Origin of the sequence: Jiangella sp. DSM 45060 (assembly GCF_900105175.1) — a bacterium.
GTDB lineage: Bacteria > Actinomycetota > Actinomycetes > Jiangellales > Jiangellaceae > Jiangella.
This window is the reverse complement of the sequence record NZ_LT629771.1, coordinates 3271706-3297831: the sequence shown is the minus strand read 5'-3', so window position 1 is coordinate 3297831 and position 26126 is coordinate 3271706. Positions and strand designations below refer to the sequence as shown.

The window sequence follows — 26126 nt, the reverse complement described above, 5'->3', positions numbered from 1 at the left end:
TCATGAGCACACACATCCTGGAGCCGGCGGCGCAGGCCATCGCGGAGGCGACGTCGATGCCGCCGTTCCTGTACGAGCTCGGCCCGGAGGGCGCCCGCAAGGTGCTGGACGACCTGCAGGCCGCGCCGATCGCCATGCCGGACGTCGACGAGCACTGGATCACCGTGCCCGCACCGGTCGGTGAGGTGCGGGTGCGGATCGTGCGGCGCCGGGGGATCTCCGCGCCGCTGCCGGTGATCCTGTACGTCCACGGCGGCGGCTGGGTCCTTGGCAACGCGGGGACCCACGATCGTCTGGTCCGTGAGCTGGCCGTCGGCGTGAACGCCGCGGTCGCGTTCGTCGAATACGACCGCTCGCCGGAGGCCCGCTACCCGGTGGCGATCGAGCAGGCCTACGCGACGGCCCGGTGGATCGTCCAGCACGGGCGCGAGCACGGTCTGGACGCGGCCCGGCTCGCCGTGGCGGGCGACTCGGTCGGCGGCAACATGGCCGCCGCGCTGACGATCCTGGCCAAGCGGCGTGCGGACGTGACGTTCGTGCACCAGTCGTTGTACTACCCGGTCACCGACGCCGGGCAGGACACCGACTCCTACCGTGAGTTCGCGGACGGGCCGTTCCTGACGGCCAAGGGCATGGCCTGGTTCTGGGACGCCTACCTGCCGGACGAGACCAAGCGCGGCGAGAGCACGGTGTCGCCGCTGCGGGCCGGTCTGGACGAGCTCGCCGGTCTGCCCGAGGCGTTCGTCGTCGTCGACGAGAACGACGTGCTGCGTGACGAGGGGGAGGCCTACGCGCGCAGACTGATCGAAGCCGGCGTGCGCACGACCACCGTCCGCTACAACGGCATCCTGCACGACTTCATGATGCTCAATCCCGTTCGCGAGACCGCCGCCGCGACCGCCGCGATCGAGCAGGCCGTCCACGTGCTCCGCAAGGCGTTCGAGGTCAGCCCGCCGGCCGGCCCAGGGCATCGCGCAGCTGACGCCGGCTGGTGAGATCCAGCTTCGCGAACACCTTCCTCAGATGCCATTCCACGGTGTGGCGGCTGAGGTAGAGCGCGGCGCCGATCTCGGGGTTGGTGCGGCCATCGGCCGCCAGACGGGCGATGTGCAGCTCCTGGGTCGTGAGCTCTTGGCGCGTGTCGGGTGTGCTCCTGCGCACCGTCTCGCCGGTGGCGGCCAGCTCGCGGCGGGCGCGTTCGGCGAATGCCTGGACACCCATGGCCGTCAAGGAGGTGTACGCGGGCCGCAGGTATGCCCGTGCGTCGTTGCGGCGTCCCGACCGCCGCAACCACTCGCCATAGAGCAGCTGCGCTCGCGCCAGCTCGACGCGCGCCCCGGAGCGGCCGAGCCGGTCGATGGACTGGTGGTAGAGGTCGTCGGCCTGGCCGCCGCCGTGGAGCTGCGCGTTAGACCGGGCCGCCACGCCCAGCGCCCAGTCGGTCCCGCAGGCGTCGGCCACCTCCGTCAGCATCCGTGCCCCGGCGGCCGCCGTCTCAGGCTCGTCGCACCGCACGGCCGCCTCGACGAGCTCGGGCAGCATCCAGCCGCCCGGCTGTGTCGCGACGGGGAGCAGCGACCTGCTCCCGTCGTCCTCGACGGCATCGAGGGACTCCAGGCAGTGCGCGAGCGCGGCCGGGTAGTCGCCGTTGCCGTTACAGATCACCGCGCTCGCCCAGGACGCCAGAGAATGGACGAGCCCTTCGCCGCGGGCGACGGCGTCGGACTTCGCTGCCGCGATCAGCGGCTCGGCGCGCTGCCGGTCGCCGCGGTAAGCGGCCAGGCCGATGGCCCCGTATGGATGCGGCGGCGCGCCGGCGACCTCGGCCAGCGCGGCGGCCTCGTCGAGAAACGCGGTGGCGGAGACCAGGTCACCGCCGAACAGGCGCGCGTAGATGACGCTGCTCAGCGTGAACTGGAGCGCATGGACCGCACCGGTCTCGCGGGCGAGCTCGAGCTGCCGGCTGGTCAGTGCCGTCCAGCCCGGCAGGTCCCAGAGGTCACTCGCGACCGAACCGGCGAGCGCGAGGAACTGCAGTCCGTCCTCGACCGGGAGATCGTCGGCGCGGAACGCCTCGACCACCCGCTTCATCAGCGGCGCGGCCGCGGCGATTCCGTCCTCCTGGAGCACCGCCATGCACTGCAGGAGCAGGTCGCTGCGGCGTAGCTGGAGCGGGACGGGTGCGGCGCGGGCGGCGCGGACGACCTCGAGTGCTTCGGGTTCGCCCGCCCGGCGGCCGGCGAACAGCGCTGCCTGGAGCGCGGTCACGTAGGTGTCGAGGGCGAGTTCGAGGTCGAGGGGTTCGAGTCGGCGGGCGGCGGCCAGGAGCAGAGCCATGGCTTCGTGGCCGCGGTTGGAGGCGAAGGCGATGTGAGATTGGAGTACTTCGGCGCGTGCGCGCTGCAGCTGGGTCAGGGGCCGATGGTCGAGCAGCGTGAGGAGGCGCAGGGCGTCGTCGAAGGTGCCGGCGTGGAGCATGGTCTGTGCGGCTTTGAGTTCGCGTTCGGCTCGGGCGGACTGGTCGGGGGTGAGTTTGGCGGCGCGTTCGAGGAGTGCGGCGCCGGCGGCCAGCCCGCCGTGGGCCAGCGCACGGTCGGCGGATGCCTCCAGGTCCGCGGCCACGTCCTCGTCCGGGCCGGAGGCGGCGTGCGCGCGGTGCCAGGCCCGCCGGTCCGGGTCACGGTCGTGATCGGTGACGTCGGCGAGCACGCGATGCGCTGCCCGCCGCTCGGGTGACGCCGCAGAGCGGTAGACCGCGGAGCGGACGAGTGGATGCCGGAACCGCACGGTGTCCCAGACGTCGATCAGTCCGGCCGCCTCGGCCGCGGTGGCGGCGTCCAGGCCGAGGCCGAGGCGCTCGGCCGCACTCCGAAGCAGGCCGACGTCGCCCAGCGGCTCGGTCGCCGCGATCAGCAACAGCGTGCGGGTGTCGTCCGGCAGGGTGTCGAGCCGGCGGCGGAAGCCCTCCTCGATGCGGCTGGTCACGGTCCCGGCGGCCGGCTGTCCCGGGCCGAACGTCAGCTCGGCCGACGACATCCATCGCGGCAGCTCCAGCAGCGCCAGCGGGTTGCCGCGCGTCTCGGCCAGGATCCGGTCGCGCACGCGCTGGTCCAGCGGGGAGGTGACCACGGACTCCAGCACAGCCGCGGCGTCGGGCTTGCGCAGTCCGTGCACCGTCAGCCGCGGCAGACCCGCCCAGGCCTGCTCGTCACCCGTCGTGCGGGCCGCGAACACCATGGCGATCGGCTCCGCGGCCAGCCTGCGGGCGACGAACGTGAGGACCTCGGCCGATGCTCGGTCCAGCCACTGCGCGTCGTCGATGACGCAGATCAAGGGCTGGTCGTCCGCATGCTCCGAGAGCAGGGTGAGGACCGCGAGGCCGATGAGGAAGCGATCCGGCGGCCTGCCGGACCGTAGCCCGAAGGCCGTGCCGAGCGCCTCCGCCTGCGGCGGCGGCAGCCGGTCCAGCCCGTCGAACCGGTCGAGGAGCGGGCGGCACAGCTGATGGAGACCGGCGTGCGCGAGCTCGATCTCCGACTCGACGCCGGCGGCTCGGAGGACGCGGTACTCCGACGCCGCGTCGACGAGGTAGTCGAGCAGGGCGGTCTTGCCGATGCCGGCCTCACCCCGCACCATGAGCACGCCGCTGTGGCCCGCACGGGCCGCATTCATCAGGGCGAGGAGTTCCCGGCACTCCTGGTCGCGCCCTCGAAGCCGTCGGGGAGGGCGCGACCCTGGTTCCACGACGTCCTCCTGCGGCCGAGGGTCCGGCCGGAGGGTGCGGCGCCCGGCCGGAGTCGATCCCTCAGAGTCGCACTCGCCGTTTCGCCGGACAAGACCCCGCGGGACGGGTCACCGCGCCGGCGCCGCCGCCGTCAAGCTCACCCAGTCGGCGAATCGGGTCTCGCCGAGCACCGCGCCGGCGCCGGGGACCAGCGACCGCTCGTCCAGCTCGGTGCCGAAGTAGCGGGCGTGCGGATCGGTGACCACCGTGCGGGGATCGTTCCGGGCGGCCAGGCCGTCCCGGGCGAAGTCGTCGAACCGGAACCGCTCCGGCCCGCCGATCTCGACCCGCCCGTTCCGGGGTCGCCCACGGCCGTGCGGCCGACGACTCCGGCGGCGTCGGCCGCGGCGACGGGCTGGAACAGCACGTGCGGCAGCCGCACCTCGGTCCCGGCGGTGGCGCCGTCGGCGATGCTCTTCACGAACTCGAAGAACTGCGTGGAGCGCACGATCGAGTACGGGATCGGGCCGGCCTCGATCAGCGACTCCTGAGCCACCTTGGCCCGCAGGTAGCCGCTGTCGGGCAATGCGTCGGCGCCGACGATCGACAGCGCGACGTGGTGTCCCACCTGCGCCTGGGCCTCGGCGGCGAGCAGGTTCCGTGTCGACGTCTCGAAGAACCGCAGGACCGCCTCGTCCTCGAACGACGGCGAGTTGGACACGTCGACCACCACCTCCGCGCCGGCCAGCACGTCGGCCAGCCCCTGCCCGGTGAGGGTGTCGACGCCCGTGTTCCGCGAGGCGGGAACGGCTTCGTGCCCGTGCTCGCGCAGACGAGCGACGACGGTCGAGCCGATCAGCCCGCTGCCACCGATGACGACGATCTTCGTCTCGCACCTCCAGTGCAGCCGGAGGCGCCGTTCGCCCGTCCGGTCACTCTTCAGACCGGACGGCGCGCCCTGAGTGTGACAGCGCCGACGTCTAACCCGGCACGCCGGCCCGCGCGGTCGTCGTCAGCGCGGTGCGCAGCTGGCGGCGGGAACTGATGTCGAGCTTGGCGAACACCTTGCGCAGATGCCACTCGACGGTGTGGCGGCTGATGAACAGCTGCGCGCCGATCTCGGGGTTCGTCAACCCGTCGCCGGCGAGCCGGGCGATCTGCGCTTCCTGCGTGGTCAGGGAGTGGTGCGTGCCGGTGGAGCGGCGCTGCACCGTCTCACCCGTGGCGTGGAGCTCACGACGGGCGCGTTCGGCGAACGCGCCGGCGCCGATGCGGGCGAAGGCGTCGTGGGCGGTGCGCAGCTGCTCGCGGGCGTTCGTGCGGCGGTTCTCGCGGCGCAGCCACTCGCCGTACAGGAGGTGAGCGCGGGCGCGCTCGACGGTCGCGTGGCTGCCGCCGAGCCGCTCGATCGCGGCACGGTAGAGGTCTTCGGCGCGCTTGCCGTCGCTCAGCAGCGCCTTCGACCGGGCCCGGACGCCCAGCGCCCAGTTGGTGCCGCTGGAACCGGCGCGCTCGTCGAGCTGTTCCAGGGCCGCCCGAGCCTCGTCGTGGCGGTCGCTGCGGACCGCCGCCTCCACCAGCTCGACCAGTGTCCATCCGTAGAACCCCAGGTCCTCGTACTCGCAGGCGGTCCGGGCGGCGGTGAGCGCGGCGGCGTAATGGCCGAGTCCGTTGTCGAGGACGGCGCTCGCGTAACCGGCGAGACCGAGGGCACGTCCCTCGCCCCTGGCCGTCGCCTCCCTGACCGCGGCGTCGATCGAGGACCGCGCCGTGGCCTCGTTCCCGCGCCAGGCGGCCAGCATGAGCGGGACGTAGCGCAGTGGCGCGTTGCCGGTCGCGGCGGCGATCGTCTCGGATTCGTCGATCAGGGTCGCCGCCGCGGCGAACTCTCCGGCATGCAGGTGGACGGCGGCGCGGTAGCTGAGCGCGACCGGGAGGACGTTGAGGGCTCCGGTGGCGCGGGCCAGCTGGACGGCGCGTGCGGCGAGATCGTGCCAGACGTCGTCGTCCCACAGGTCGGGGGCAATGGGCTCCGGCGCCACCGGGCAGGCGAGCCACAGCCAGCTCATGACCGCGTCGTCGACGTCGCCGCCGTCGCCGCGGAACGCCTGAAGGGCGCTGGTGAGCGGTGACACACCAGCCGCGTAGCCCTCGGTGAGCCGCAGGGTGACGCCGTCCAGCAGCAGATCGGTGGGTCGCGGCGGACGCGGTCCGGGCGGCGCCGCGCTGGCCGCCGCGGCCGCGGCGCGAAGGCCCGGGCCGAGGCGTCCCGCGAAGAACGCGGCGCCGAGGGCTTCGAGATAGGTCTCACGCGCCGCGGCCCGGTCGAACGGCTCCAGCTGACGGGCCGCGTCGAGGAGTTGCGGGACCGCGTCGCTGCTGGGTCGCCGGACGGACGTGACCTGGGCGCTCAACCGGGCCAGCCGGGCGCGGTGCAGGTCGTCGAGGGGAGCCCACCGTGCCGTGGAGAGCAGCTCGTGTGCGCGGTCGGGCGCGCCGGCCCGCAGCTTGGCCTCGGCCGCCGCGATAGCCCGCAGCCCACGCCGGAGCGGGTCCGGGGTGAGCTCCGTCGCCCGTTCGAGGAACGCCGCGGCGGCCGCGACCCCGCCACGGCTCTGTGCGCGGCCGGCGGAGCGTTCCAGCTCCTCGGCCACCGTCTCGTCGGGTCCGGCCGCGGCTTGCGCGCGATGCCAGGCACGACGATCGGGGTCCGCGTCAGGGTCGGTCGCCTCGGCCAGGGCTCGGTGTGCCTCCTGGCGGTCGCCGGGGTCGGCGCTGCGGTAGGCCGCCGTACGGACCAGCGGATGCCGGAAGCGAACCCGCGCGCCGATCTCGATCAGCCCCGCGTCCTCGGCGGCGCCGGCCGCGTCCGCGCCGAGGTCCAGCAATGCGGCCGCGCGCAGCAGCAGGGACACGTCGCCGACGGGTTCCGCCGCGGCGACGAGGACGAGCCGCTGCGTCGTCGACGGCAGCGCCCGGACCCGCTGGAGGAAGCTGTGCTCGATGCGGCCCGCCAGCGGGCGTGCGTCCGGACGCCAGAACCCGCCGGCCAGCTCGGCCGCCGTCGAGCCGCGCGGCAGCTCTAGCAGTGCGAGCGGGTTGCCGCGGCTCTCGGCGACGATCTGGTCGCGCACGCGCTCGTCCAGACCGCCCGGGACGGCGGAGTCCAGCAGCGCGCGGGCGTCGATGTCGCTGAGGCCGCCGACGGTGAGCTCCGGCAGGCCGGCGAGCTCCTGGCGCGCATGGGAGTCGCGGGTCGCGAACACCATCGCGACCGCTTCGGCGGCCAGCCGGCGCGCGACGAACGCCAGGACCTGGAGGGAGACCTGGTCGAGCCACTGCGCGTCGTCGACGACGCAGACGAGCGGGCGCTCGGCCGCGGCGTCGGCCAGCAGGCTGAGCACCGCGAGCCCGACGAGGAACCGCTCCGGCGGGCGCCCCGCCCGCAGGCCGAACGCCGTGACCAGAGCGTCTCGCTGCGGCGCCGGGAGCCGGTCGAGACGGTCGAGGAACGGCAGGCACAGCTGGTGCAGCCCGGCGAAGGCGAGCTCCTGCTCCGACTCGCTGCCCACGGCCCGCGCGCCGCGGCAACCGGCGGCCTGCCGAACCAGGTGGTCGAGGAGCGCGGACTTGCCGATGCCGGCCTCGCCGCGCAGCACCAGGACGGCGCTGTGTCCCGATCGGGCCGTGGCCAGCAGCCGTGCCAGGATGTCGCACTCGTCGCGCCTGCCGCGCAATTCGAATGCCGGACCCCTCCTGGCCATAGACACCCCCCGGCGAGCCTACTGACGGCCCGTGACGGTGGCAACGGGCACGAGATCACGGCGCCCTGTCACATCCGGAGCTCCCGTCCGGTCCTCCTGGTGACCGGAGGACACCTGTCCGCCCGATCCGTCCGCGTGGATACTGGCCGAGCCGCGAGGTAAGAGCCGGAGACCGGGTTTCAGACGGCTCCCTCGGGAGTTGCGTCAAGCAGACCGCGGCTGGTCCCACCTGCCGCCAGTACCCACGCCCGATCGACGAGCCGGCCCGGGGCCGACTCGGGGGAGCGCGTGACGTGGAGCCACATCTGCGGGGCGCCGTGCCGCGGGACATCCCGCCGGAAGTCTTCCGGTACTGAGCGCCGGGCGTCCGTCCACGGTCTCCGCCACCGGGAGCGCCGGCTTCCGCGAGCTCCTCGACGAGGTCGTTCGGCGCCTGCACTCCTCACCAGGTCGATTCCTCGGTCCGGGTCACGGGTGGCACGTAGCATACGAGTGGCGCCCGGGCGGGCGCTTCCCGGGACCCGGCGGCTCCCAGAATGGCCGCCTCACTCTTCCCTGACGTGTCGATTGCATGTAACATGCCACTCATGCCGGAGGTTGTCGGCCGGCGGACACACATGCGAGGAGAGAGCGACGTGGCCTTCGTTCGAGTGGACATCGCCAAGCGCACGCAGGAGCAGAAGGAGGCGATCATCGCGGGCATCACCGACGTCATGGTGAACAACGGCGCCCGCCTCGAGAACGTCCAGGTGCTCCTGGTCGAGCACAGCCCGAAGTCGTGGGGCACCCACGGCACGACGTTCCACAAGCACCTGAACCTGCCCGACGAGGACTGACCGTCCGCGCGAGGCCCGGACGACGCGAGAGGATGACATGTCGAACCTGACTGCCGAGGAAATTCTCAAGAAGCTGCGGGTGTACCTCTTCCCCTGGGGTGCGAACGAGCCGGACGTCGACTCGATGGTCGAGTTCGCGAAGGCCGCGGAGGAGCTCGGGTACGAGGCGATCCACGTGCCCTGGCACTTCACGATGCCGAAGACGAAGAGCTTCGGCGCCTTCGGCACCCGCTACCTGTTCGACCCGATGGTGCTGATGCCGATCCTCGCCCGCGAGACGTCGCGCATCAAGATCGCCTTCGAGTTCGTCGTCCCCGCGCTGCACCCGTTCGTCTGGGCCCAGTACTTCGCCTCCCTCGACAACGCCAGCAATGGCCGTGCCGTCGCCGTCCCGGTCCTCGGCTGGTGGGAAGAGGACTTCAAGGTCGGCATGGTGAAGAAGACCGAGCGCGGCCGTCGCATGGACGAGGCGCTGGACACCATCACCAAGCTGATGGCCGGCGAGCCGATCGAGGAGACCGGCGGCATCTGGGACTCGCAGGGTCTGGAGCTGAACCCGAAGCCGGTGCAGCAGCCGTTCCCGCTGTGGATCGGCGGCGGCGAGAAGTCGCTCAACCGCTCGGCGAAGTTCGCGGAGGCGTTCTACCCGCTCTTCCCGACGGTGGACGAGATCCGCGACGACCTCGTGCCGTCGCTGAAGCGGCTGTCCGAGGAGTACGGACGGGCCAAGGCGCTCGAGCTCGCCGTCGTCAACTACGGCATGATCAGCGAGGACGCGCAATGGATCGACGAGTGGGCGATCCCGCGGCTGCTCGCCCGCATCAACGGCATCACCATGGAAGAAGCGGTCGAGCGGCGCGACGACCAGACGCTCAACCGGCCCGAGGAACGGCTGATGATCGGCACGCCGCAGGCGGCCGCCGATCGGCTCGCCGCGATGATCGGGGCCGGCGCCGACCACCTGGTCATGGACTTCTACCTGCACGGCTGGGTGGACGCCAAGTTCGGCCTCGAGCACATGACCCGGTTCGCCCACGAGGTCGTTCCGCTGGCCGCGGCGAAGTGACGTGACTCCACCGGTCAAGCCGCGGGTGCTCGTGGCGCTTCGGCCCACGGGTGTCGAGCCGCCGAGCCTGCTGAAGAAGGCGGGCGACCTCGCCGATTTCGTCTTCGCCGTCACGGCCGACGACATCGGCGAGGAGGCGGCGGCCGTCGACTCGGCGTTCGTCTGGAACTTCCGCAGCACGCTGGTGCCGGACGCGATCGACCGGCTGCCGCGGCTGCGGTGGGTGCACGTGGCGGCGTCCGGCGTCGACGCGTCGCTGTCGGACGAGGTCCGGGCCCGCGGAATCGCGTTCACGAACTCCCGCGGCGTGACCGCGCCGGCCATGGCCGAGTACGCGCTCATGCTCATGCTCGCTCATGCCAAGGACCTGCCGGGCACGATCGCCGACCAGGCGGCGAAGGTCTGGCGGCCGCGGGAGAGCCGGATGCTGTCGGGCGCGACGCTCGTCGCCATCGGCGTCGGCCCGGTGAACCGCGAGCTCGCCCGCCGCGCCGGCGCGCTGGGCATGACGGTGATCGGCGTGGGCCGGCGGCCTCGCGACGGGGTCGACGGATTCGACCGTGTCGTGGGCAGCGACCAGCTGCTCGACGTCCTGCCGCTCGCCGACCACGTCGTGATCGCCACGCCGCTGACCGGCGAGACCCGCGGCCTGATCGGGGCGGCCGAGCTGGCCGCGCTGCCCGACGGCGCCCACCTGGTCAACCTCGGCAGGGGAGCCGTCGTCGACGAGGCGGCGCTGATGGCGGCGCTCGGTTCGGGCCGGCTCGGCGGCGCGGGGCTCGACGTGCTGTGGCGCGAGCCGCTGGAGCCCGAGCACGCGCTGTGGGAGACGCCCGGTGTCGTCCTCTCGCCGCACACGTCCTCGGACTTCGTGGGCTGGGAGGACGCCATGGTCGACCTGTTCGTCCGCAACCTCCGGCGAGCTCTCGGAGGAGAGCCGCTGCTCAACGTCGTCGATCTGGATCTGGGGTACGCGCCGATCGACTGACCGATCGACCCGCGACCCGCACGTTCCGACACGGCCAGGAAGGTCATCGCGATGAGTTCCACGGTGGGAAGGGTGATCGTCGACGCGATCGCCGCTGAAGGGGTCACCCATGTCTTCGGCGTGCCCGGCGAGAGCTACCTGCCAGTCCTCGACGCGTTCAACGACGTGCCCGAGGTCCGCATCGTGCCCACGCGGCACGAGGAGGGCGCCGGCTTCATGGCCGACGCCTGGGCCAGGACCACGGGGCGCACGGGCGTCTTCATGGTGACCCGCGGCCCGGGTCTCGCCCACGCGGCGATCGCGTTGCACGCCGCCCGGCAGGATTCCACGCCCCTCGTGCTGCTGGCCGGCCAGGTGTCCCGGGACGACGCGGGGCGGGAGAGCTTCCAGGAGCTCGACCACCTCGCCGCCGGCCGCCTGCTCGGCAAGGACGGCATCGAGATCACCGAGCCCGACCGCGCGGCCGAGCAGATCCAGCGCGCGTTCTACCTGGCCAGGAGCGGCCGGCCGGGGCCGGTGGTGGTCAGCCTGCCGGAGGACGTCGGCTACGCGACGACACAGGTCACCGCCGTCGCCCGGCAGGCGGTCCCGGTACCGGCCGCCCGCGAGGAGGACCTCGTCCGAGCGGTCGCGCTGCTGGCCGGCGCAGGCAGCGTCGCGCTGATCGTCGGCACCGGCGGACTCGCCGGTCCGCGCGGCCGCGCGGCCGTCGTGAGGCTGGCCGAGCGGCTCGGCGCCACGGTCTACAACGCGTGGCGGCGGTTCGACGCGTTCCCGAACACGCACCCGCAGTTCGCCGGCAACCTGCCCTGGCTGTCGGCCGAGCTGGCCCGGCCCCTGCGCGACGCCGACGTGGTACTCGCCATCGGCACCCGGCTCGGCGACTTCACGTCGATGTCCTACACCGTGCCGGGGCCGGAGCAGAAGCTGATCCAGATCGACGTCGACGCCGCGTCGATGAGCGTCGTGCGCAACCCGGACGTGCCGATCGTCGCCGACGCGGGCGCGACCGTCCGCCGGCTGGCCGACCTCCTGGAGAACAGAACGGTCGAACGGCGGCCGGCCGCCCTGGCCGCGGCCCGGGAGGCGCACGAGCGCTACGTCGCCTCGACCGCCGTGCCCGACGACGCCGAGGGCGAGGCGGACCTGCCCGTCGCGATCGGGCAGCTGCGGCGGATCCTGCCGGCCGACGCCATCGTCACCTCCGACGCCGGGGCGTTCGCCGGCTACCTGAACCGCTACTACCGGTGGACCGCGCCCGAGACGTTCATCGGCAGCACGTCCGGCCCGATGGGCTACGCGGTGCCGACGGCGATCGGCGCCAAGATCGCCGCCCCGGACCGGGTCGTGGTGGGCATCGCCGGCGACGGCGGTTTCGCGATGACGATGAGCGAGATCCACACCGCGGTCCGGCTCGGCCTGGACCGGCTGGTGTTCGTCGTCTTCGACAACGGCGTCTACGGGTCGATCCGCAACCACCAGACCCGCACCTATCCCGGCCGCGAGATCGGCGTCGACCTCGGCAGCGCCGACCTCGCCACGGTGGCGACGGGCCTCGGGGCGCTGGGCCTGAGCTGCCGGACCAACCGCGAGTTCGCCGCGGCGCTGGAGAAGGCGATCGCCGCGGAGCGGCCCGCCGTCATCCAGCTCGCGGTCTCGCCCGAGCAGATCAACGCGTGGGCGTCATGACGGCCACGGTCCCGGGTCCGCAGCCGCAGCAACGCGGCCGGATCGTCCTGGTGACCTGGCCGGACTATCCGGACGACTCCTCGGCTCAGACGGCGCGGCTCACGGCCCTCGGCCTGACGCTGCGGCGGGCGCCGCGGCTGCACGACCGCAGCCAGGACGAACTCGTCGAGCTGCTCGACGGCTGTGTGGCGGGCATCGTCAGCACCGACCCGTTCACCCGTGCCGTGTTCGAGGCCACGCCCGGCCTGCGGCTGCTGAGCAGGGTCGGCGTCGGCACCGACAGCATCGACCTCGAGGCGGCCGCCGAGCACGGTGTGGGAGTGACGGTCGCCCGCGGCGCCAACGAGGAGGCGGTGGCCGACCACACGATCGGTCTCATCCTCGCGCTGCTGCGCAGGGTGCCCGAGCTCGACCGGGCGGTCCGCGACGGCCGGTGGCTGCGGACCGGGCAGTGGGCCGGCCGCAACCTGCACGGCAAGACCGTCGGCCTGCTGGGCATGGGCGCGATCTCGCAGCTCGTCGCCCGGCGGCTGCGTGGGTTCGGCGTCGACATCGTCGGCTACGACCCGGTCGCTCCGCCGCCGCCCGGAGTCCGCGCGGCGCGCATGCTCGACGTCGTCACCTCCGCCGACGTGCTGTCGCTGCACCTGCCCCTCACGCAGCACACCCGCAACCTCGTCGACGGCGCGCTGCTCGCCCGGATGAAGCCGGGTGCGGTCCTGGTCAACACCTCCCGCGGAGGTATCGTCGACGAGCAGGCGCTCGCGGACGCGATCCGTGCCGGGCGGCTGCGGGGCGCGGCCATCGACGTGTTCTCCGAGGAGCCGCCCCGGACCAGCCCGCTGCTGCCACTGTGGGGATCCACGGTGCTCACGCCGCACATCGGCGGGCTGTCCAAAGAAGCCATCGACCAGATGGTCGAGCACGCGACCGGCGCGGTCGTCGCCGCGCTGACCGGCAACGAGCCGCCGGACCTGGTGAACCGGCCGGTCCGTGCGTTGTGGGAAGAGTCCCCGAACGGCCCTGTCGGGGCCGCGGTCTACAGAGAGGAACTGTCATGAGCGACGAGCTGCAGGGTGTTCGCGTGGCCATCCTGGCCGAGGACCTCTACGAGGACGTGGAGCTGTGGTACCCGCTCTACCGGCTGCGCGAGGCCGGCGCCGAGGTGACGATCATCGGCAGCGGCCGCACCGACGTCTTCAAGGGCAAGCACGGCCTCCCCGTGACGGCCGACGTCTCGATCGACGCGGTGAACGCCGCCGACTTCGACGGCGTGGTCGTGCCGGGTGGCTTCTCGCCGGACTACATGCGGCGCAAGCCTGAGATGATCGACTTCATCCGCGAGGTCGGCGCGGCCGGCAAGCCGGTCGGCGCGATCTGTCACGGCGCGTGGGCGCTCGCCTCGGCCGGGCTGTGCAAGGGCCGGAAGGTGACGTCGTACTTCTCCATCAAGGACGACATCGTCGGCGCCGGCGGCGAGTACGTCGACGCGGAGGTCGTGGTCGACGGCAACGTCATCACCTCGCGCATTCCCGACGACCTGCCCGCGTTCATGCCGCCGATCATCGAGGCGCTGGCCGCCGCGAAGAAGGCCTGAGCCCTTCGTGGCCGAGCAGGTGAGCGGGACCGACGTCATCGTCGTCGGCGCCGGCATCGTCGGCGTCACGACCGCCTACGAGCTCGCGTCCGCGGGTCACTCCGTGCGGCTGATCGACAAGGGCCGCGTCGCCGGCCTGCAGTCCAGCCGGAACTGGGGGTTCGTCCGCCGGCAGGGCTGCGACCCGGTCGAGGCGGAGCTGGTGCAGCACGCGTCGCTCACCTGGGATCGGCTGGGCGAGGAGATCGGCCCGGCACTGACGCTGGTCAAGAAGGGCCTGATCAACCTGGCCCCCGATGAGGCCGGCCTGAGCAAGTACCGCGACTGGCTGCGCGCCAGCGGCGGCGACACGCTCTTCGGCAGCCGGATGGTCGGCCCCGACGAGGTCCGCGAGCTGCTGCCGCACGTCACGGGGGAGTGGGCCGGCGGGCTGCTGACGCCGGCCGACGGGCACGCCGACCCCACGGCCGCCGGGCCGGCCATCGCGGCGGCGGCGCGGGCTCGTGGCGTGGTCATCGAGGAGGGTGTCACGGCGCTGGAGATCACGACGTCCGGTGGCCGGGTCACCGGACTGCGCACGTCCGCGGGCCGCCGCGCCGCCGGCCGGGTCGTGGTGACGGCCGGCGCCTGGTCGGGCAAGCTGCTGGCACCGCTCGGCCTGAAGGTGCCGGTCCGGTGGATCCGCGCGACGGCCGCCAGGACGACACCGGCGGCGCAGCTGACGGAGCTCGCCGTCCACGTTCCCGCCGTCGGCTTCAGCCAGCTCGCCGACGGGTCGGTGATCTTCGGCAGCGCCGCCTGGAGCGACTACGACATCGGCATCGACACCCTGGGCAACCTGCGGCTGTTCCTGCCGAACTTCGCCCGCAACCGGAAGATGATCCGGCTGCACCTCAACGAGGTGGCGGTCCAGGACGTCCTGCGGCGGCTGCCGCGGCGCGACCGCGACGCGATCCGCTTCGACTGGCCGCGGATGGACGAGCCGCCGCCGAATCGCAGGAAGATCGAGCGCGCCCACCGCAGCCTCACCGCGCTGGTGCCGCGGTGGGAGTCGTCGCGCATCGCCCGCGCGTGGGCCGGCACCGTCGACGTCACCCCCGACGCGCTGCCGGTGGTCGCCGCACCGCCGCAGTACGCCGGGCTCGTCGTCGCCACCGGCATGAGCAGTCACGGGTTCGGCATCGGGCCCGGTGTCGCCGTCGTGGCCGCCGAGCTCGCGCAGGGGAAGCAGCCGTCCGTCGACCTCGAGCCGTTCCGGATCGAGCGGTTCGCCGAGGGACCGGTGCGGGCGCACCACCACCTCTGACCGGGGCCGGTCAGCTCTGGTCGCCGTCGCGTTCCTGCTGCAGCAGGGAGTCGGCCGTGCGCTGCAGATGGGCCCGCATGGCCTCGGCGGCCGCGGCCGGCCGCCGGCTCAGCACGGCGGTGAGGATCTCTTCGTGGTCGTTCGTGATGTCCTGCAGTGTGCGCGTGCGCCCGGCGCTGGTCGTGCCGCGGACCAGGATGGAGTCGCGCAGGTTGTCGACGATCGAGCTCAGCAGCTCGTTGCCGCAGGCCTCGAGCAGCACGCGGTGGAAGCTGCGGTCGCTGGACCAGTACGTGAGGTCGTCCTGGGTCGTCGTGGCTCGTTGCAGCTGCTCCAACGCGGTGGTGAGCGCGCTCTCGGTCGCGGGGTCGAGACGGGACGCGACCACGCTCGCCGCATGGGTCTCGAGGATGAGGCGCAGCTCGAAGATGTTCTTGAGGTCCTGTGCGGAGGACTGGGTGATCCGGACGCCGCGGTTGCGTTCGAACTGGATGATGCCGCGAGCGGAGAGGTCGATCAGCGCCTCGCGCACCGGCGTCCGGGACACCCCGAACGTCGCGGCGAGCTCGGCCACCGAGTACAGATTGCCGGGCACGAGCTCGCGGCGGGCGATGGCCAACCGGAGCTGTTCGTAGATCTCCTTCGTCCGCGACGGCCGATCGCCGATCGGGCCGAGCTGGCCGGTACCCGACAGAGCCGGCTCATCCTGCGGAGGGACTGACTGCCTCGTCATTTCTTCTTCCGATCGACGGGAGGGGCCGGGGCCTGATCAATTGACAGGTTAGTGGGATAGCGCATGCCGGAGCACCCGACACACAGGCGGTAGCACGTCACCGGCAAGCGGGACGGCACACCGTGCGAGGCTCTTGACGTGTGAGACGGCATGCTACATGCTACATGCAGCCAGAGATTGGGTCCAGAGTCGCTTGCTTGACAACAAGCTGTGGCGGCCTGGACGTGCCCAGATCCGCGGGCCCACCCCCAGCCGACAGAACGAATCGGGGCGTTGCGCGTGCTATTCGGTGTCATGCGACGTATTGGATACGTCATCCCGCTGCTGATCGGTGTCATCAGCTTCACGTTCGTCCTGGTATCGCTCGCGCCGGGGGACATCGTGACGGCGACGATCGGCGACTACCCCGCCTCGGAGGAGTACCTCGCCGAGCGACGGGCGGAGCTCGGGCTCGACCAGCCGCTGGTCGTCCAGTACGTCAACTACGTCCTGAACGCCCTGCAGGGCGATCTCGGCTACTCGTTCGCGAACCGCCAGGAGGTGCTGCCGCTGGTGGTGAACCACCTGGGCGCCACGATGATCCTGGTGGTCGCGGCCACGCTGCTCTCGATCGTGATCGGCCTGCCGCTGGGCCTGTGGGCGGCGACGACCCGCCGCCGCGCCGTGGACAACGCCGTCAACCTCTCCACGCTGGTCGCCTTCAGCATCCCGGCGTTCTGGCTCGCGCTGATGGCGGTGCTGGTCTTCGCGATCAACCTGGCCCTGCTGCCGGCGCACGGCATGACGACGATCGGCTTCGTCGGCACGCCGATCCAGCAGTTCGGCGACCTCGTGTCGCACCTGATCCTGCCCGCGGCGGTACTGGCCGTGCCCGAGACGGCCCTGATGATCAGGATGACCCGGGCCAGCGCGAACGAGGTGCTGAACTCCGGTTACGTGCTGACGGCGGTGTCGAAGGGCCTGGCCCGCGGCCGGATCATCCGCCGGCACGTCGTCCGGAACTCCCTGCTCCCGGTCGCGACCGTCATGGGCTACACGTTCGGCACCATGGTCGGCGGCTCGGTGCTGGTCGAGAAGATCTTCGGCTGGCCCGGCATGGGCAGCCTGCTCTACGACTCGGTGCAGCGCCGGGACACGTCGGTGGTGCTCGGCGTGGTGGTGATCGTCGCCGTCGTGACACTCGTCGTGAACGTGGTGACCGACGTCGTCTACGGGGTCATCGACCCGAAGGTGCGGGAGGCGACGGCCCTGTGAGCGACATCGTCGTGGACCCCACCGCCACCACCACGAAACCCTCCCGGCTGCAGCGGCTGCGGCTGGGCCGCGGCCCGCTGACCATCGCCGCGATCGCCATCGTGGTGCTGTTCGCGCTGGTCGCCCTGTTCGCCCCGCTCATCGCGCCGTACGACCCGTTCGCGGTGTCGGAGCGCATCCTCCACGCGCCGTCGGCCGACCACCTGCTCGGCACCGACGACACCGGCAAGGACATCCTGTCGCAGCTGATCTACGGCGCGCGGGTGTCGCTGCTGATCGGCCTCGCGGCCGGCCTCGGCTCGCTCGTGCTGGGCATCATCGTCGGCGGCATCGCCGGCTACGTCGGCGGCGCCGTCGACAACGTCCTCATGCGCATCGCCGAGATGTTCCAGATCATGCCGGCGATGCTGATCGCCCTGGTGATCGTCGCGGTGATCGGGCGCAACACGACGCTGATCGCGGCCGCGGTCGTCATCGCGCTGTGGCCGCAGTCGGCGCGCATCGTCCGCAGCCAGTTCCTGGCGCTGCGCCGGGCGGAGTTCGTCGACGCGGCCCGGATCTCCAGCACGCCGGCGTGGCGCATCATCGCGTTGGAGATCTTTCCGGTGGCGTTCGCGCCGGCCGCCGTGCAGGCGGCGCTGGACATCGGCCGCGGCATGCTGCTCGAGGCCGGTCTGAGCTTCCTCGGCCTCGGCGACCCGTCGACGTCGAGCTGGGGCGGCGTGCTGCGGCGGGCGCAGCCGTTCCTCACCGACGCCTGGTGGTTCAGCGTGCCCGCCGGCGTCTGCATCGCCCTGATGGTGCTGTCGTTCAACCTCATCGGAGACTCCATGGGACGCCGCGGCAACCAGGGGCGGAGGGCACTGTGACCACGCCAGCGCAGCAGCAGGATCCGCGCGCACTCGAGGTGAGCGACCTCGACGTCTCGATCCACCCGTTCGGCGGGACGCGCATCCACCCGGTCCGGGGCGCCTCCATCGACGTCGGCCGCGGCGAGGTGGTCGGGCTCGTGGGCGAGTCCGGTTCGGGCAAGACGATGCTGTCACGTGGCGTCGCCGGCCTGCTGGCGCCCGGCCTGCAGCCCCGGATCAGCGGGCGGATCGTCGTCAACGGCTCCGATCTGTCCGGCGCCGGGGAGGCCCGCCGCCGGGAGGCGCTGAGCACGGAGCTGTCCTACGTCTTCCAGGACCCCAACGCCCACCTCAACCCCACCATGCGCATCGGCAGCCAGGTGGCCGAGGCGATCCGTCCCGGTGGCCGCACGGTGGCGGAGCTCCTCGACGCCGTCGGCCTGCCCGCGACCGAGGAGTTCGCCCGGCTCTACCCGCACCAGCTCAGCGGCGGCATGAAGCAGCGGATCATCATCGCGTGCGCGCTGGCCAAGCGCCCGGCTCTGGTGATCGCCGACGAACCCACCACGGCGTTGGACGTCACGATCCAGGACCAGGTGCTGCGGCTGCTGCGGTCGCTGGCCGACCAGGAGCAGGTCGGGATCCTGCTGGTGTCGCACGACCTCGCCGCGATCGGCCAGTTCTGTGAGCGGGTCTTCGTGATGTTCGACGGCGAGATCGTCGAGAGCGGCCCGACCGAGGACGTGCTCTGGCGGCCGCGGCACGAGTACACGCGGTCCCTGATGGCCGCGATGCGCGAGATCTACGACGTCGCGGCCGCGGCGCCGGCAGGCACGTCGGCCGTCCCCGAGCCGGTGAGGGAGTCATGAGTGTGGTGAGCCGGCAGGATGCCGCGACCGGAACGCACGACGCCGGCGGCGACGCGCTGCGGCTGTCCGACATCCACATGACCTTCCGGTCACGCGGCCGGCGCCGACGCGAGGTGGTCGCCGTCAACGGCGTCAGCGTGTCCGTCGGCCGCGGCGAGATCGTCGGGCTGGTGGGGGAGAGCGGCAGCGGCAAGAGCACGCTCGGCCGCGTCATGGCCGGACTCCAGGTGCCCGACCACGGCACGGTGACCATCGGCGGGACGGCGTACGAGGGCCGCCGGGGGATCAGCCCGGGCTTCCACGGCGCCGTCCAGATGGTGTTCCAGAGTCCAGCGGCATCGCTGAACCCCAAGATGACGATCCGCTCGATCCTCGGCTACGCCGCCCGGCGCGCCGGTGCGCCGCGAGACGGCGTGGAGGCGGCGGTCTCGGACGCCCTCGAGGAGGTCGGCGTGACTCCGCCCGGCCGCTTCCTGAGCCGGTACCCGCACGAGCTCAGCGGCGGTCAGCAGCAGCGTGTCGCGCTGGCACGCGCGCTGCTGCACCGTCCGGCCTTCCTGGTCGCCGACGAGCCGACGTCGGCCCTCGACGTCTCGGTCCGGGTCCAGATCATCAAGCTCATCCGCGAGATCCAGGCCCACCACCGCATGGGGATCCTCTTCATCACCCATGACCTGTCGGTGGTGCGGGCCCTCGCGCAGCGCGCGCTGGTGATGTACCGCGGCGACATCGTCGAAGAGGGAGACATCGACGACGTCTTCGCCCGGCCCCAGCACGAGTACACCCGCAGGCTTCTCGGTTCCACACCGCAGCTGGTGCCGCCGCAGGACGCGGCGTGAGGCGCCGGAACCGCCGATACGAAGGAGCGATCGTGGTCAGAACCATCAGGACATGGGCGGTGACGCTGGTCGCCGGCGCCGCTCTGCTCATGGCCGGCTGTGGTGGCACCGCCGGCGGCGCCGGGGGGCAGGGCGGCAACACCGACGACACGTTCGTCGTCGGCATGAGCGCCGAGCCGCCGCACCTCATGCGGCTGTTCCTCGGCGACGTCCAGGTCGGGCTGGTCGGCCTGGCGATGGAGGAGTCCCTGGTCACCGTCGACCGCGAGCGCGAGGTCCAGCCACAGCTGGCGGAGTCGTGGGAGCAGCTCGACGACCTGACCTACCGCTTCCACCTGCGGCAGGGCGTCAACTGGCACGACGGAGAGCCGTTCACCGCCGACGACGTCGTGTTCACGTTCGAGAACGGCCTGGGCGTCAACGCCGGTACCGCGGCGCTGAAGGACATGGTGGCCTCCGCGACGGCCGTCGACGAGCACACGGTGGACGTGGTTCTGAACTCGCCGTCCGGCGCCTTCCTCGCGATGCTCAACCCGATGTCGTTCTCCGTCCTGCCGCGGCACGTCTACGAAGGCACGGAACTGGAGACCAACCCGGCGAACCGCGAGCCGGTCGGCACCGGGCCGTTCAAGTTCGAGTCCTGGGAGAACGGGCGGATCACGCTGGCCCGCAACGACGACTACTGGGGCGACACACCCGGCTTCGCGAAGGTCGTCTTCACGGTCATCGGCGACGCGACCGCCCGGGCGCTCGCGCTGAAGAGCGGCGACATCGACTACGTCAACTCCTACGACGTGCCGTACGAGGCGATCCTCCAGCTCGAGAACGACGAGAACGTCGTGCTCGACAACGGCCGGGCGTCGTACTCGATGAAGATGTTCCCGTTCAACACCCGCAACGAGATCCTGGCCGACCCGGCGGTGCGGCAAGCGCTGTTCCAGGCGATCGACCGCGACTTCATCTCCGAGAGCGTGTTCGGCGGCTACTTCCCGCCCGGCCGGTCGCCGCTGCCCGAGGGCCACTGGGCGAACACCGGCGAGATCGACTACGCCGCCGAGTACCCGTACGACCCGGAGGCCGCCGAGGAGGCGCTCGACGCGGCCGGCTACCCCCGCGGGGCGGACGGCACCCGGTTCAGCCTCGTCCATCGGTACGAGGCCAGTGAGCCGGGCGGTGAGAAGGTCGCGGAGGTCGTCGCCGACAACTGGCGGGCGATCGGGGTCGAGACGACCGTGGTGCAGGACGACGCGGAGGTGTTCCGCGAGGAGGTCTTCGCCAACCACAACTTCGACACCTACACGATCAACATCGCGTCCGGTGCCGACCCGGCGATCGGCCTGTACCGCCGCTACACCTGCGACAACGACCAGAACGCCGTCTTCGGCAACGCGACGGGGTACTGCAACACGCAGCTGGACGACCTCTTCCTCGCGGCCAACTCGGCGAACGCGCGGGAGGAACGGGTCCCGCTCTACACCCAGGCACAGCGCGTCGTGGCCGACGACCTGCCGACGGCGATCCTCGTGCAGGTCTCCTACACCGAGGCGATCCGGGCCGAGCTCTCCGGCATCGAGGAGTTCTTCGCGCTCGGCGAGGTCGTGCTGCTGGACTGGAGCAAGATCGGGCCGGCACAGGGCTGATGACGCGCACGTATCCGCATGGCGTCGTCGGTCGCAAGGCTCCCGCGGGTGCTACGTCGGCGATGGTGTCGACGCAGCACCCGCTGGTGACCGACGCCGCCCTGGCGGTGCTGCGTGACGGCGGGCACGCCGTCGACGCGCTGATCGCCGCGTGCATGGTGCAGGCGACGGTCTCGCAGGAGCTCACGAACCACGCCGGCACCGTGACCGCCCTGCTGTACGACGCTCGCACCGGCCGGGTCCGGCAGCTCAACAGCCCGGGGTGGGTGATCCCGGGACTCGCGCCGTTCCGGCCGGTGCCGGTGGAGCCCGGGACGTACTCCGCCGTGGCGCCGGGTGCGAACGCCGTCGTGCCCGGATTCATGCCGGCGATGAAACTGCTGCACGAGAGCCACGGCGTCCTGCCCTGGGCGAGGCTGGTCGAGCCGGCCCTGCGGCTGGCCGACGAGGGCCACGTCGTGACGTCGTTCGAGCACTACGTCATGGCCACGACGCTCGCCTACTTCCAGCACTCGCCGTCCGGGCGCGAGCACTTCACGCCCGGCGGCCGGCTGCCGCAGGTCGGCGAGCGGTGGCGGCAGCCGGAACTGGCCCGGACGCTCGCCGGGACGGCCGAGCACGGTCCCAGGTACTTCATCGACGGCCCGTGGGCACGGGCGTTCGTCGAGCGCGGCAACGCGATGGGCTGGCCGGTGACGCTCGCGCACCTGGCCGCGAAGCCGGCGGCCTGGGACGAGCCGCGCCGCTTCACCCACCGCGGGCACGAGATCGTCTCGCTGGCCGCGCCGCAGATCCAGGGTGCGTCGGCGGCGATGGTCCTCGGGGTGCTCGACCAGCTGGGCATCGCCGGCGAGGGCCACTACAACGCCAGCCCGGTCGCGAGCTATCTGCTCGCGCACACACTGCGCCGGGCCCGGCTCGACGTCGGGCACCTCAACGACCCCGAGGTGTTCGGCGACCCCAGCGACGTCCTCGCCGATCCCGGCTATCACGAGCACGTCGCGCGGCTGATCCGCTCGTCGATGCCGCGGACGGACCTCAGCGCCCACGTGCGGCTCACCACCCGCTCGCCGCACGTCGCGCCGCTGCCCGACCTGGAGCGCGGGACCGACAGCTGCGAGATCAGCATCGTCGACGCGGCCGGCAACTGGGTGCAGGCGATGACGACGCTCTCCGGCAGCGGGATCCCGGGCGAGGTGGTCGGCGGCGTTCCGATGACGGGGTCGCTGACCGACACCAGTCTCAACGCGCGGCAGAACATCAGCGGGTGGTACGCCGGCGGCGGGCACGTCCGCACCGTCATGGGCAACACGCTGGTGCTGCGCGACGGGCGGCCGTGGCTGGCGCTCGGCACGCCGGGCAAGGTGGAGGCCACGGTGCCGCAGGTGCTGTCGAACGTCCTCGACTTCGGCATGGCGCCCGACGACGCCGAGGCGGCCGCGCTGATGATGCCGCTCGGCGACGACTACACGCTGCCGATGGAGATGGCCGTGGCGCCGGAGGTGCCGGCGGGCCTGGCGGCGCTGGGGATCAGGGTGCGGCCGCTGGGGCTGACCAACTGGCACCTGGGGTCGTTCCAGATGTGCTGGCGCGACGCCGGCGGCTCCCTGCGCGGCGGCGCCGGGGCCCGTCGCGAGGGCAAGGCCGCCGGCTACTGATCACTGACGACGGACACGAGGGAGGACGCACGTCGATGCCGACGAGGGAAGAGCGCTACCGGGAGTACCTGGCCCACCCCGAGCGGGTGGTGGGCGGCACGGTCGAGCCACGCTGGGTGGACGGCGGAGTCGCCTTCACGCACCAGGGCGTCCACCAGGTCGTCGACCCGGTCTCCGGCACGCGCACCGAGGTCGCGGAGCTGCCACGCAGCGTCGAGGTGACGGGCCGCAGGTTGCGGTCGGCGTTCAAGATCGGCCGGCCGCCGGTGCACGAGGCCCCGTCGCCCGACGGCACGTACTTCGCCACGGAGTCCGGCGACGACATCGCGCTGCGCTGGGCGGTCGACGACCGGCTCAGCCCGCTGACGTCCGGCGGCGAGCCGGACTTCCGCTGGGACGTCAAGGGCGCGGCGTGGTCGCCGGACGGGTTGCGGCTGGCGGCGCGCCGGGTCGACACCCGCCGGATGGACCGGTTCCCCGTCGTGCACTGGTTGAAGCCGCGTGAGGAGGTCGAGTTCTTCCCGGCCGGCCGGGTCGGCGGCGCCGTCGAGGACGTCAGCCTGTACATCGTGCACCGGCTCAGCCGCGACGTCGTGCGCATCGACAGCGGCCCCGAGCCGGAACAGGACCTGCGCCCGCTGGGCTGGAGCGCGGACGCGCGGGAGCTCTATTACCTCAAGACCAACCGGTACAAGAAGCCGTTCGTGCTGATGGCGGCCGACTCCGCGACCGGGGCGTCGCGGGTCGTCCACGAGGAGCGGGCGGAGACGTGGGTGTCGTTCTGGGAGAAGGGTCTCGACTGCGTCCTGCTGCCCAGCCGCACCGGCCACCTGTGGCTCACCGAGCGTGACGGGTGGGCGCACCTGTACCTGCACGACATGAACGGCCAGCTGATCAACCGGGTCACCGGCGGCGAGTGGGCGGTCACGAGGGTCGTCGCGATCGACGAGCGGGCCGGCTGGGTGTACGTCGAGGCGCATTCGGACCCGAAACGCCCCTACGACACCCACATCGGCCGGGCCCGCCTGGACGGCACGAAGTTCGAGCAGCTGACCGACGAGCCCGGCACCCACCACGGCGTCATGGCGCCCGACCTGCGGGTGTTCGTCGACAACCACTCGAGCATGAGCCGGCCTCCGGCGTCGGACCTGCGAGCCGCCGACGGCACCTCCATCTGCCGGCTGGCCGAGGCCGAGGTCACCACGGAGCCCGGGATGGACTGGACGCCGCCCGAGGAGTTCACCGTCCTGGCCGCCGACGGCGAGACCACGCTCCACGGACACCTGTACTTCCCGTCGGACTTCGACCCGGCCCGGACGTATCCGCTGATCGAGTCGATCTACGCCGGCCCGAACAGCGCGTTCGTGCCGACCCACCTGCTCGACGCCAACGCGGTGCAGTCGCGGGCGCTGGCCGAGCTGGGCTTCGTCGTCATGATGCTCGACGGCCGCGGCACACCGGAGCGGTCGAAGGCCTTCCACGACGTCGCGTACGGCAACTTCGCCGACAACGTGATCGCCGACCACGTCGCGGCCATCCGGCAGCTCGGCGCGGAGCGGTCCTACCTCGACCTCACCCGGGTCGGCGTGTACGGCCGCTCGTACGGCGGCTACTTCACCGCCCGGGCGCTGCTCGAGGCGCCTGATGTCTACCACGTCGGCGTCGCCGTGAACGGCGTGTACGAGATGCGCGAGGGCAACGGGCCGGGGCCGATCGAGTGCGTGATGGGCCCGCTGGAGGAGAACGTCGCCGGCTACGACGCGCTGTCGCTGTACCCGCTGATCCCGCGGCTGCGCGGCAAGCTGCTGATCGTCCACGGCACGTCGGACGTCAACGTCCCGTTCGCGGCGTCGCTGATGTTCGCCGAGCAGCTGACGCTGGCCGGGAAGCCGTTCGACTTCCTCCCGGTGAACGAGCAGCCGCACCACTTCACCGGCGTCAAGGGCACGTACCTGGCGATGGCGAAGGGCCGCTACTTCTGCGAGCACCTCGGCGTGGACGCGCTGTGACGGGCGCCGGCTCGCGGGCGCTGCTGCTCGACCCTCCGCCCGTCGAGCCGTCGCCGGCGACCCGGCTGCCGCTCGCGTGGCACCAGGCCCGGGCCGGTGAGCTGCGCGCGGCGGCGGCGGAGCGCGGCGCCCGGGCGGTCCTGCTGACCGATCCGTGGAACATCGTCCACTTCACCGGGCTCTGGGCGGCCACCACGGAACGGCCGCTGTACGCGCTGATCGAGCCGGACGGCGCGCCGTTCTGGTTCTACCCGCGGCTGGACCGCGACCTCGTCCAGAGCTGGTGGTACGGCGACGGCGCCGAGTACTTCGACTATCCCCACGTCGACGGGCAGCACCCGAACGAGGGCACCGCCGCGCGCGGGCCGGCCGTCGACCTCTGGGAGTGGGCCCTGCGGCTCTGCGCGGCGCGTGGCCACGGAGCGGGCGACCTGCTGATCGACCGTCCCCGCGAGACCCCGTTCGGCTCGATCGGCGACGTGTGCCTGCGGTCGCGGATGCTGAAGACACCGGAGGAGCTCGCGCTCGCCCGGCGCGCCTACGCCTACTTCGACGACGTGCACGTCTTCTGCCGAGACACCCTGCTCGACGGCTTCCACGACGGCATGACCGACTTCGAGCTGCGCAGCGCGATGATCGACATGGCGACCCGGCGGATCGTGCCCGACCTCGAGCTCGACGGCGGCCCGCACCGCGGCGTCGGCGTCAGCATCGACCTCGGCTGGGTCCGCGCGGGCCGCGTCACCGGCTACCCGCACCCCAACCAGTTCCGCTACGCCGAGATCACCCGCGGCGGCACGCTGCAGGCATCCGGCGTGATCCGGGTGGGCGGGTACGGCGGCGAGTGCTACCGCCCGTTCATGATCGCGCCGCGGACCGCGCACATGGAGCGGCTCTGGACGGTGGCCCGCGACAGCTGCCTGCTGCAGCAGGACGAGCTGCGCGCGGGCGTCAGCTGCGGCGAGGTGGCCGAGAAGATCCACCGCTTCCAGATCGACGCCGGCGTGCGGGACTTCGTCTACCACCGCCCGGCGCACGGACAGGGGCCGGAGGGCCACCAGCCGCCGTGGCTGGCCCTCGGCGACGACACCGTCCTGGAGCCCGGCATGTGCCTGTCGGTGGAGCCGGGACTCTACGACCCGCGGGCCGGCTTCAGCGTGAACTTCTCGGACATGTTCGTCGTCCAGGACTCCGGCCCGGCGCTGCAGCTGTCGCGCGTCCCGTGGACCACCGAGTGGTGCTGGCTCACCCTGTGACGTGCCGGCGAGGATGTCGCCGGGCGGCCGAGCTCGTCGCGTCGGCC

General features: G+C 72.2%; 19 protein-coding genes and 1 pseudogene. 16 read left to right on the top strand and 4 right to left on the bottom strand.

Translation table 11 applies throughout. The features are described from left to right. Positions 1–2: 2 nt before the first annotated feature. Complete coding sequence (locus tag BLU82_RS14835) at positions 3–995, top strand: alpha/beta hydrolase (RefSeq protein WP_092621738.1); 993 nt, start codon at positions 3–5, stop codon at positions 993–995. On the opposite strand, the gene BLU82_RS14830 is transcribed toward BLU82_RS14835, so the two are convergent. The 3 genes and pseudogenes from BLU82_RS14830 to BLU82_RS14820 form a co-directional block, all read right to left on the bottom strand. Further along, entirely contained in the window at positions 946–3744 is a 2799-nt protein-coding gene (locus tag BLU82_RS14830) for an AAA family ATPase (protein ID WP_197682959.1), read from the bottom strand. The genes BLU82_RS14835 and BLU82_RS14830 overlap by 50 nt on opposite strands. 108 nt (positions 3745–3852) lie before the next feature. After that, positions 3853–4631, bottom strand: a pseudogene (locus BLU82_RS14825) (SDR family oxidoreductase). A gap of 73 nt (positions 4632–4704) precedes the next feature. After that, the gene (locus BLU82_RS14820; RefSeq protein ID WP_092621732.1) at positions 4705–7488 is read right to left on the bottom strand and encodes a LuxR family transcriptional regulator; all 2784 of its coding nucleotides are present in this window, start codon (positions 7486–7488) and stop codon (positions 4705–4707) included. 635 nt (positions 7489–8123) lie between these two features. Here BLU82_RS14820 and BLU82_RS14815 point away from each other — a divergent pair. Genes BLU82_RS14815 through BLU82_RS14785 form a run of 7 tightly spaced genes read left to right on the top strand, consistent with a single transcriptional unit; the run spans position 8124 to position 14970 of the window. After that, complete coding sequence (locus tag BLU82_RS14815; RefSeq protein WP_157740975.1) at positions 8124–8324, top strand: tautomerase family protein; 201 nt, start codon at positions 8124–8126, stop codon at positions 8322–8324. A 37-nt stretch (positions 8325–8361) separates the two neighbouring features. Further along, positions 8362–9390, top strand: a complete 1029-nt coding sequence (locus BLU82_RS14810) for an LLM class flavin-dependent oxidoreductase (RefSeq protein ID WP_092621726.1) — start codon at positions 8362–8364, stop codon at positions 9388–9390. A gap of 1 nt (position 9391) precedes the next feature. Next, positions 9392–10378, top strand: a complete 987-nt coding sequence (locus BLU82_RS14805; protein ID WP_092621723.1) for a D-2-hydroxyacid dehydrogenase — start codon at positions 9392–9394, stop codon at positions 10376–10378. Between the two features lie 51 nt (positions 10379–10429). Continuing rightward, positions 10430–12067, top strand: a complete 1638-nt coding sequence (locus BLU82_RS14800) for a thiamine pyrophosphate-dependent enzyme (RefSeq protein ID WP_092621720.1) — start codon at positions 10430–10432, stop codon at positions 12065–12067. Next, a complete protein-coding gene (locus tag BLU82_RS14795; RefSeq protein WP_157740973.1) occupies positions 12064–13128 on the top strand; it encodes a phosphoglycerate dehydrogenase in 1065 nt (354 codons plus the stop codon). Before BLU82_RS14800 ends, BLU82_RS14795 begins: the two co-directional genes overlap by 4 nt. Beyond that, positions 13125–13664: a type 1 glutamine amidotransferase domain-containing protein gene (locus BLU82_RS14790; RefSeq protein WP_092621714.1), complete on the top strand. Its 540-nt coding sequence runs from the start codon at positions 13125–13127 to the stop codon at positions 13662–13664. Before BLU82_RS14795 ends, BLU82_RS14790 begins: the two co-directional genes overlap by 4 nt. A 7-nt stretch (positions 13665–13671) precedes the next feature. Then, positions 13672–14970 carry an FAD-binding oxidoreductase gene (locus BLU82_RS14785; RefSeq protein WP_092621711.1) on the top strand — a complete coding sequence of 433 codons (1299 nt, stop codon included), beginning with the start codon at positions 13672–13674 and terminating at the stop codon, positions 14968–14970. A gap of 10 nt (positions 14971–14980) precedes the next feature. Here BLU82_RS14785 and BLU82_RS14780 read toward each other — a convergent pair whose 3' ends face one another. After that, complete coding sequence (locus BLU82_RS14780; RefSeq protein WP_092621708.1) at positions 14981–15703, bottom strand: GntR family transcriptional regulator; 723 nt, start codon at positions 15701–15703, stop codon at positions 14981–14983. Positions 15704–15997: 294 nt separating this feature from the next. Here BLU82_RS14780 and BLU82_RS14775 point away from each other — a divergent pair, with 294 nt between their 5' ends. The 8 genes from BLU82_RS14775 (at position 15998) to BLU82_RS14740 (ending at position 26079) form a co-directional block, all read left to right on the top strand. Next, positions 15998–16957 (top strand): ABC transporter permease, encoded by a 960-nt coding sequence (locus BLU82_RS14775; RefSeq protein ID WP_092621705.1) that lies wholly within the window; start codon positions 15998–16000, stop codon positions 16955–16957. Beyond that, positions 16954–17826, top strand: coding sequence for an ABC transporter permease (locus BLU82_RS14770; protein ID WP_092621702.1), 873 nt, complete (start codon positions 16954–16956; stop codon positions 17824–17826). The genes BLU82_RS14775 and BLU82_RS14770 overlap by 4 nt, the downstream gene beginning before the upstream one ends. After that, positions 17823–18677 (top strand): ABC transporter ATP-binding protein, encoded by an 855-nt coding sequence (locus tag BLU82_RS14765; RefSeq protein WP_092621699.1) that lies wholly within the window; start codon positions 17823–17825, stop codon positions 18675–18677. Before BLU82_RS14770 ends, BLU82_RS14765 begins: the two co-directional genes overlap by 4 nt. Beyond that, positions 18674–19516, top strand: a complete 843-nt coding sequence (locus BLU82_RS14760; protein ID WP_092621696.1) for an ABC transporter ATP-binding protein — start codon at positions 18674–18676, stop codon at positions 19514–19516. Before BLU82_RS14765 ends, BLU82_RS14760 begins: the two co-directional genes overlap by 4 nt. A 32-nt stretch (positions 19517–19548) precedes the next feature. After that, positions 19549–21156, top strand: a complete 1608-nt coding sequence (locus BLU82_RS14755) for an ABC transporter substrate-binding protein (protein ID WP_157740971.1) — start codon at positions 19549–19551, stop codon at positions 21154–21156. Between the two features lie 62 nt (positions 21157–21218). Continuing rightward, a complete protein-coding gene (locus BLU82_RS14750; RefSeq protein WP_197682957.1) occupies positions 21219–22814 on the top strand; it encodes a gamma-glutamyltransferase in 1596 nt (531 codons plus the stop codon). 35 nt (positions 22815–22849) lie between these two features. Beyond that, entirely contained in the window at positions 22850–24823 is a 1974-nt protein-coding gene (locus BLU82_RS14745; protein ID WP_092621686.1) for a DPP IV N-terminal domain-containing protein, read from the top strand. Next, on the top strand, positions 24820–26079 hold the full coding sequence (locus BLU82_RS14740) for a Xaa-Pro peptidase family protein (protein ID WP_092621683.1): 1260 nt from the start codon (positions 24820–24822) through the stop codon (positions 26077–26079). The genes BLU82_RS14745 and BLU82_RS14740 overlap by 4 nt, the downstream gene beginning before the upstream one ends. The last annotated feature ends 47 nt before the right edge of the window (positions 26080–26126 follow it).

What these genes read in the sequence shown, in the direction of transcription:
- BLU82_RS14780 (WP_092621708.1), bottom strand. Translation starts at nt 15,703, where the DNA reads ATGACGAGGCAGTCAGTCCCTCCGCAGGATGAGCCGGCTCTGTCGGGT.
- BLU82_RS14810 (WP_092621726.1), top strand. Translation starts at nt 8,362, where the DNA reads ATGTCGAACCTGACTGCCGAGGAAATTCTCAAGAAGCTGCGGGTGTAC.
- BLU82_RS14775 (WP_092621705.1), top strand. Translation starts at nt 15,998, where the DNA reads ATGCGACGTATTGGATACGTCATCCCGCTGCTGATCGGTGTCATCAGC.
- BLU82_RS14745 (WP_092621686.1), top strand. Translation starts at nt 22,850, where the DNA reads ATGCCGACGAGGGAAGAGCGCTACCGGGAGTACCTGGCCCACCCCGAG.
- BLU82_RS14750 (WP_197682957.1), top strand. Translation starts at nt 21,219, where the DNA reads ATGGTGTCGACGCAGCACCCGCTGGTGACCGACGCCGCCCTGGCGGTG.
- BLU82_RS14820 (WP_092621732.1), bottom strand. Translation starts at nt 7,488, where the DNA reads ATGGCCAGGAGGGGTCCGGCATTCGAATTGCGCGGCAGGCGCGACGAG.
- BLU82_RS14790 (WP_092621714.1), top strand. Translation starts at nt 13,125, where the DNA reads ATGAGCGACGAGCTGCAGGGTGTTCGCGTGGCCATCCTGGCCGAGGAC.
- BLU82_RS14835 (WP_092621738.1), top strand. Translation starts at nt 3, where the DNA reads ATGAGCACACACATCCTGGAGCCGGCGGCGCAGGCCATCGCGGAGGCG.
- BLU82_RS14795 (WP_157740973.1), top strand. Translation starts at nt 12,064, where the DNA reads ATGACGGCCACGGTCCCGGGTCCGCAGCCGCAGCAACGCGGCCGGATC.
- BLU82_RS14800 (WP_092621720.1), top strand. Translation starts at nt 10,430, where the DNA reads ATGAGTTCCACGGTGGGAAGGGTGATCGTCGACGCGATCGCCGCTGAA.
- BLU82_RS14760 (WP_092621696.1), top strand. Translation starts at nt 18,674, where the DNA reads ATGAGTGTGGTGAGCCGGCAGGATGCCGCGACCGGAACGCACGACGCC.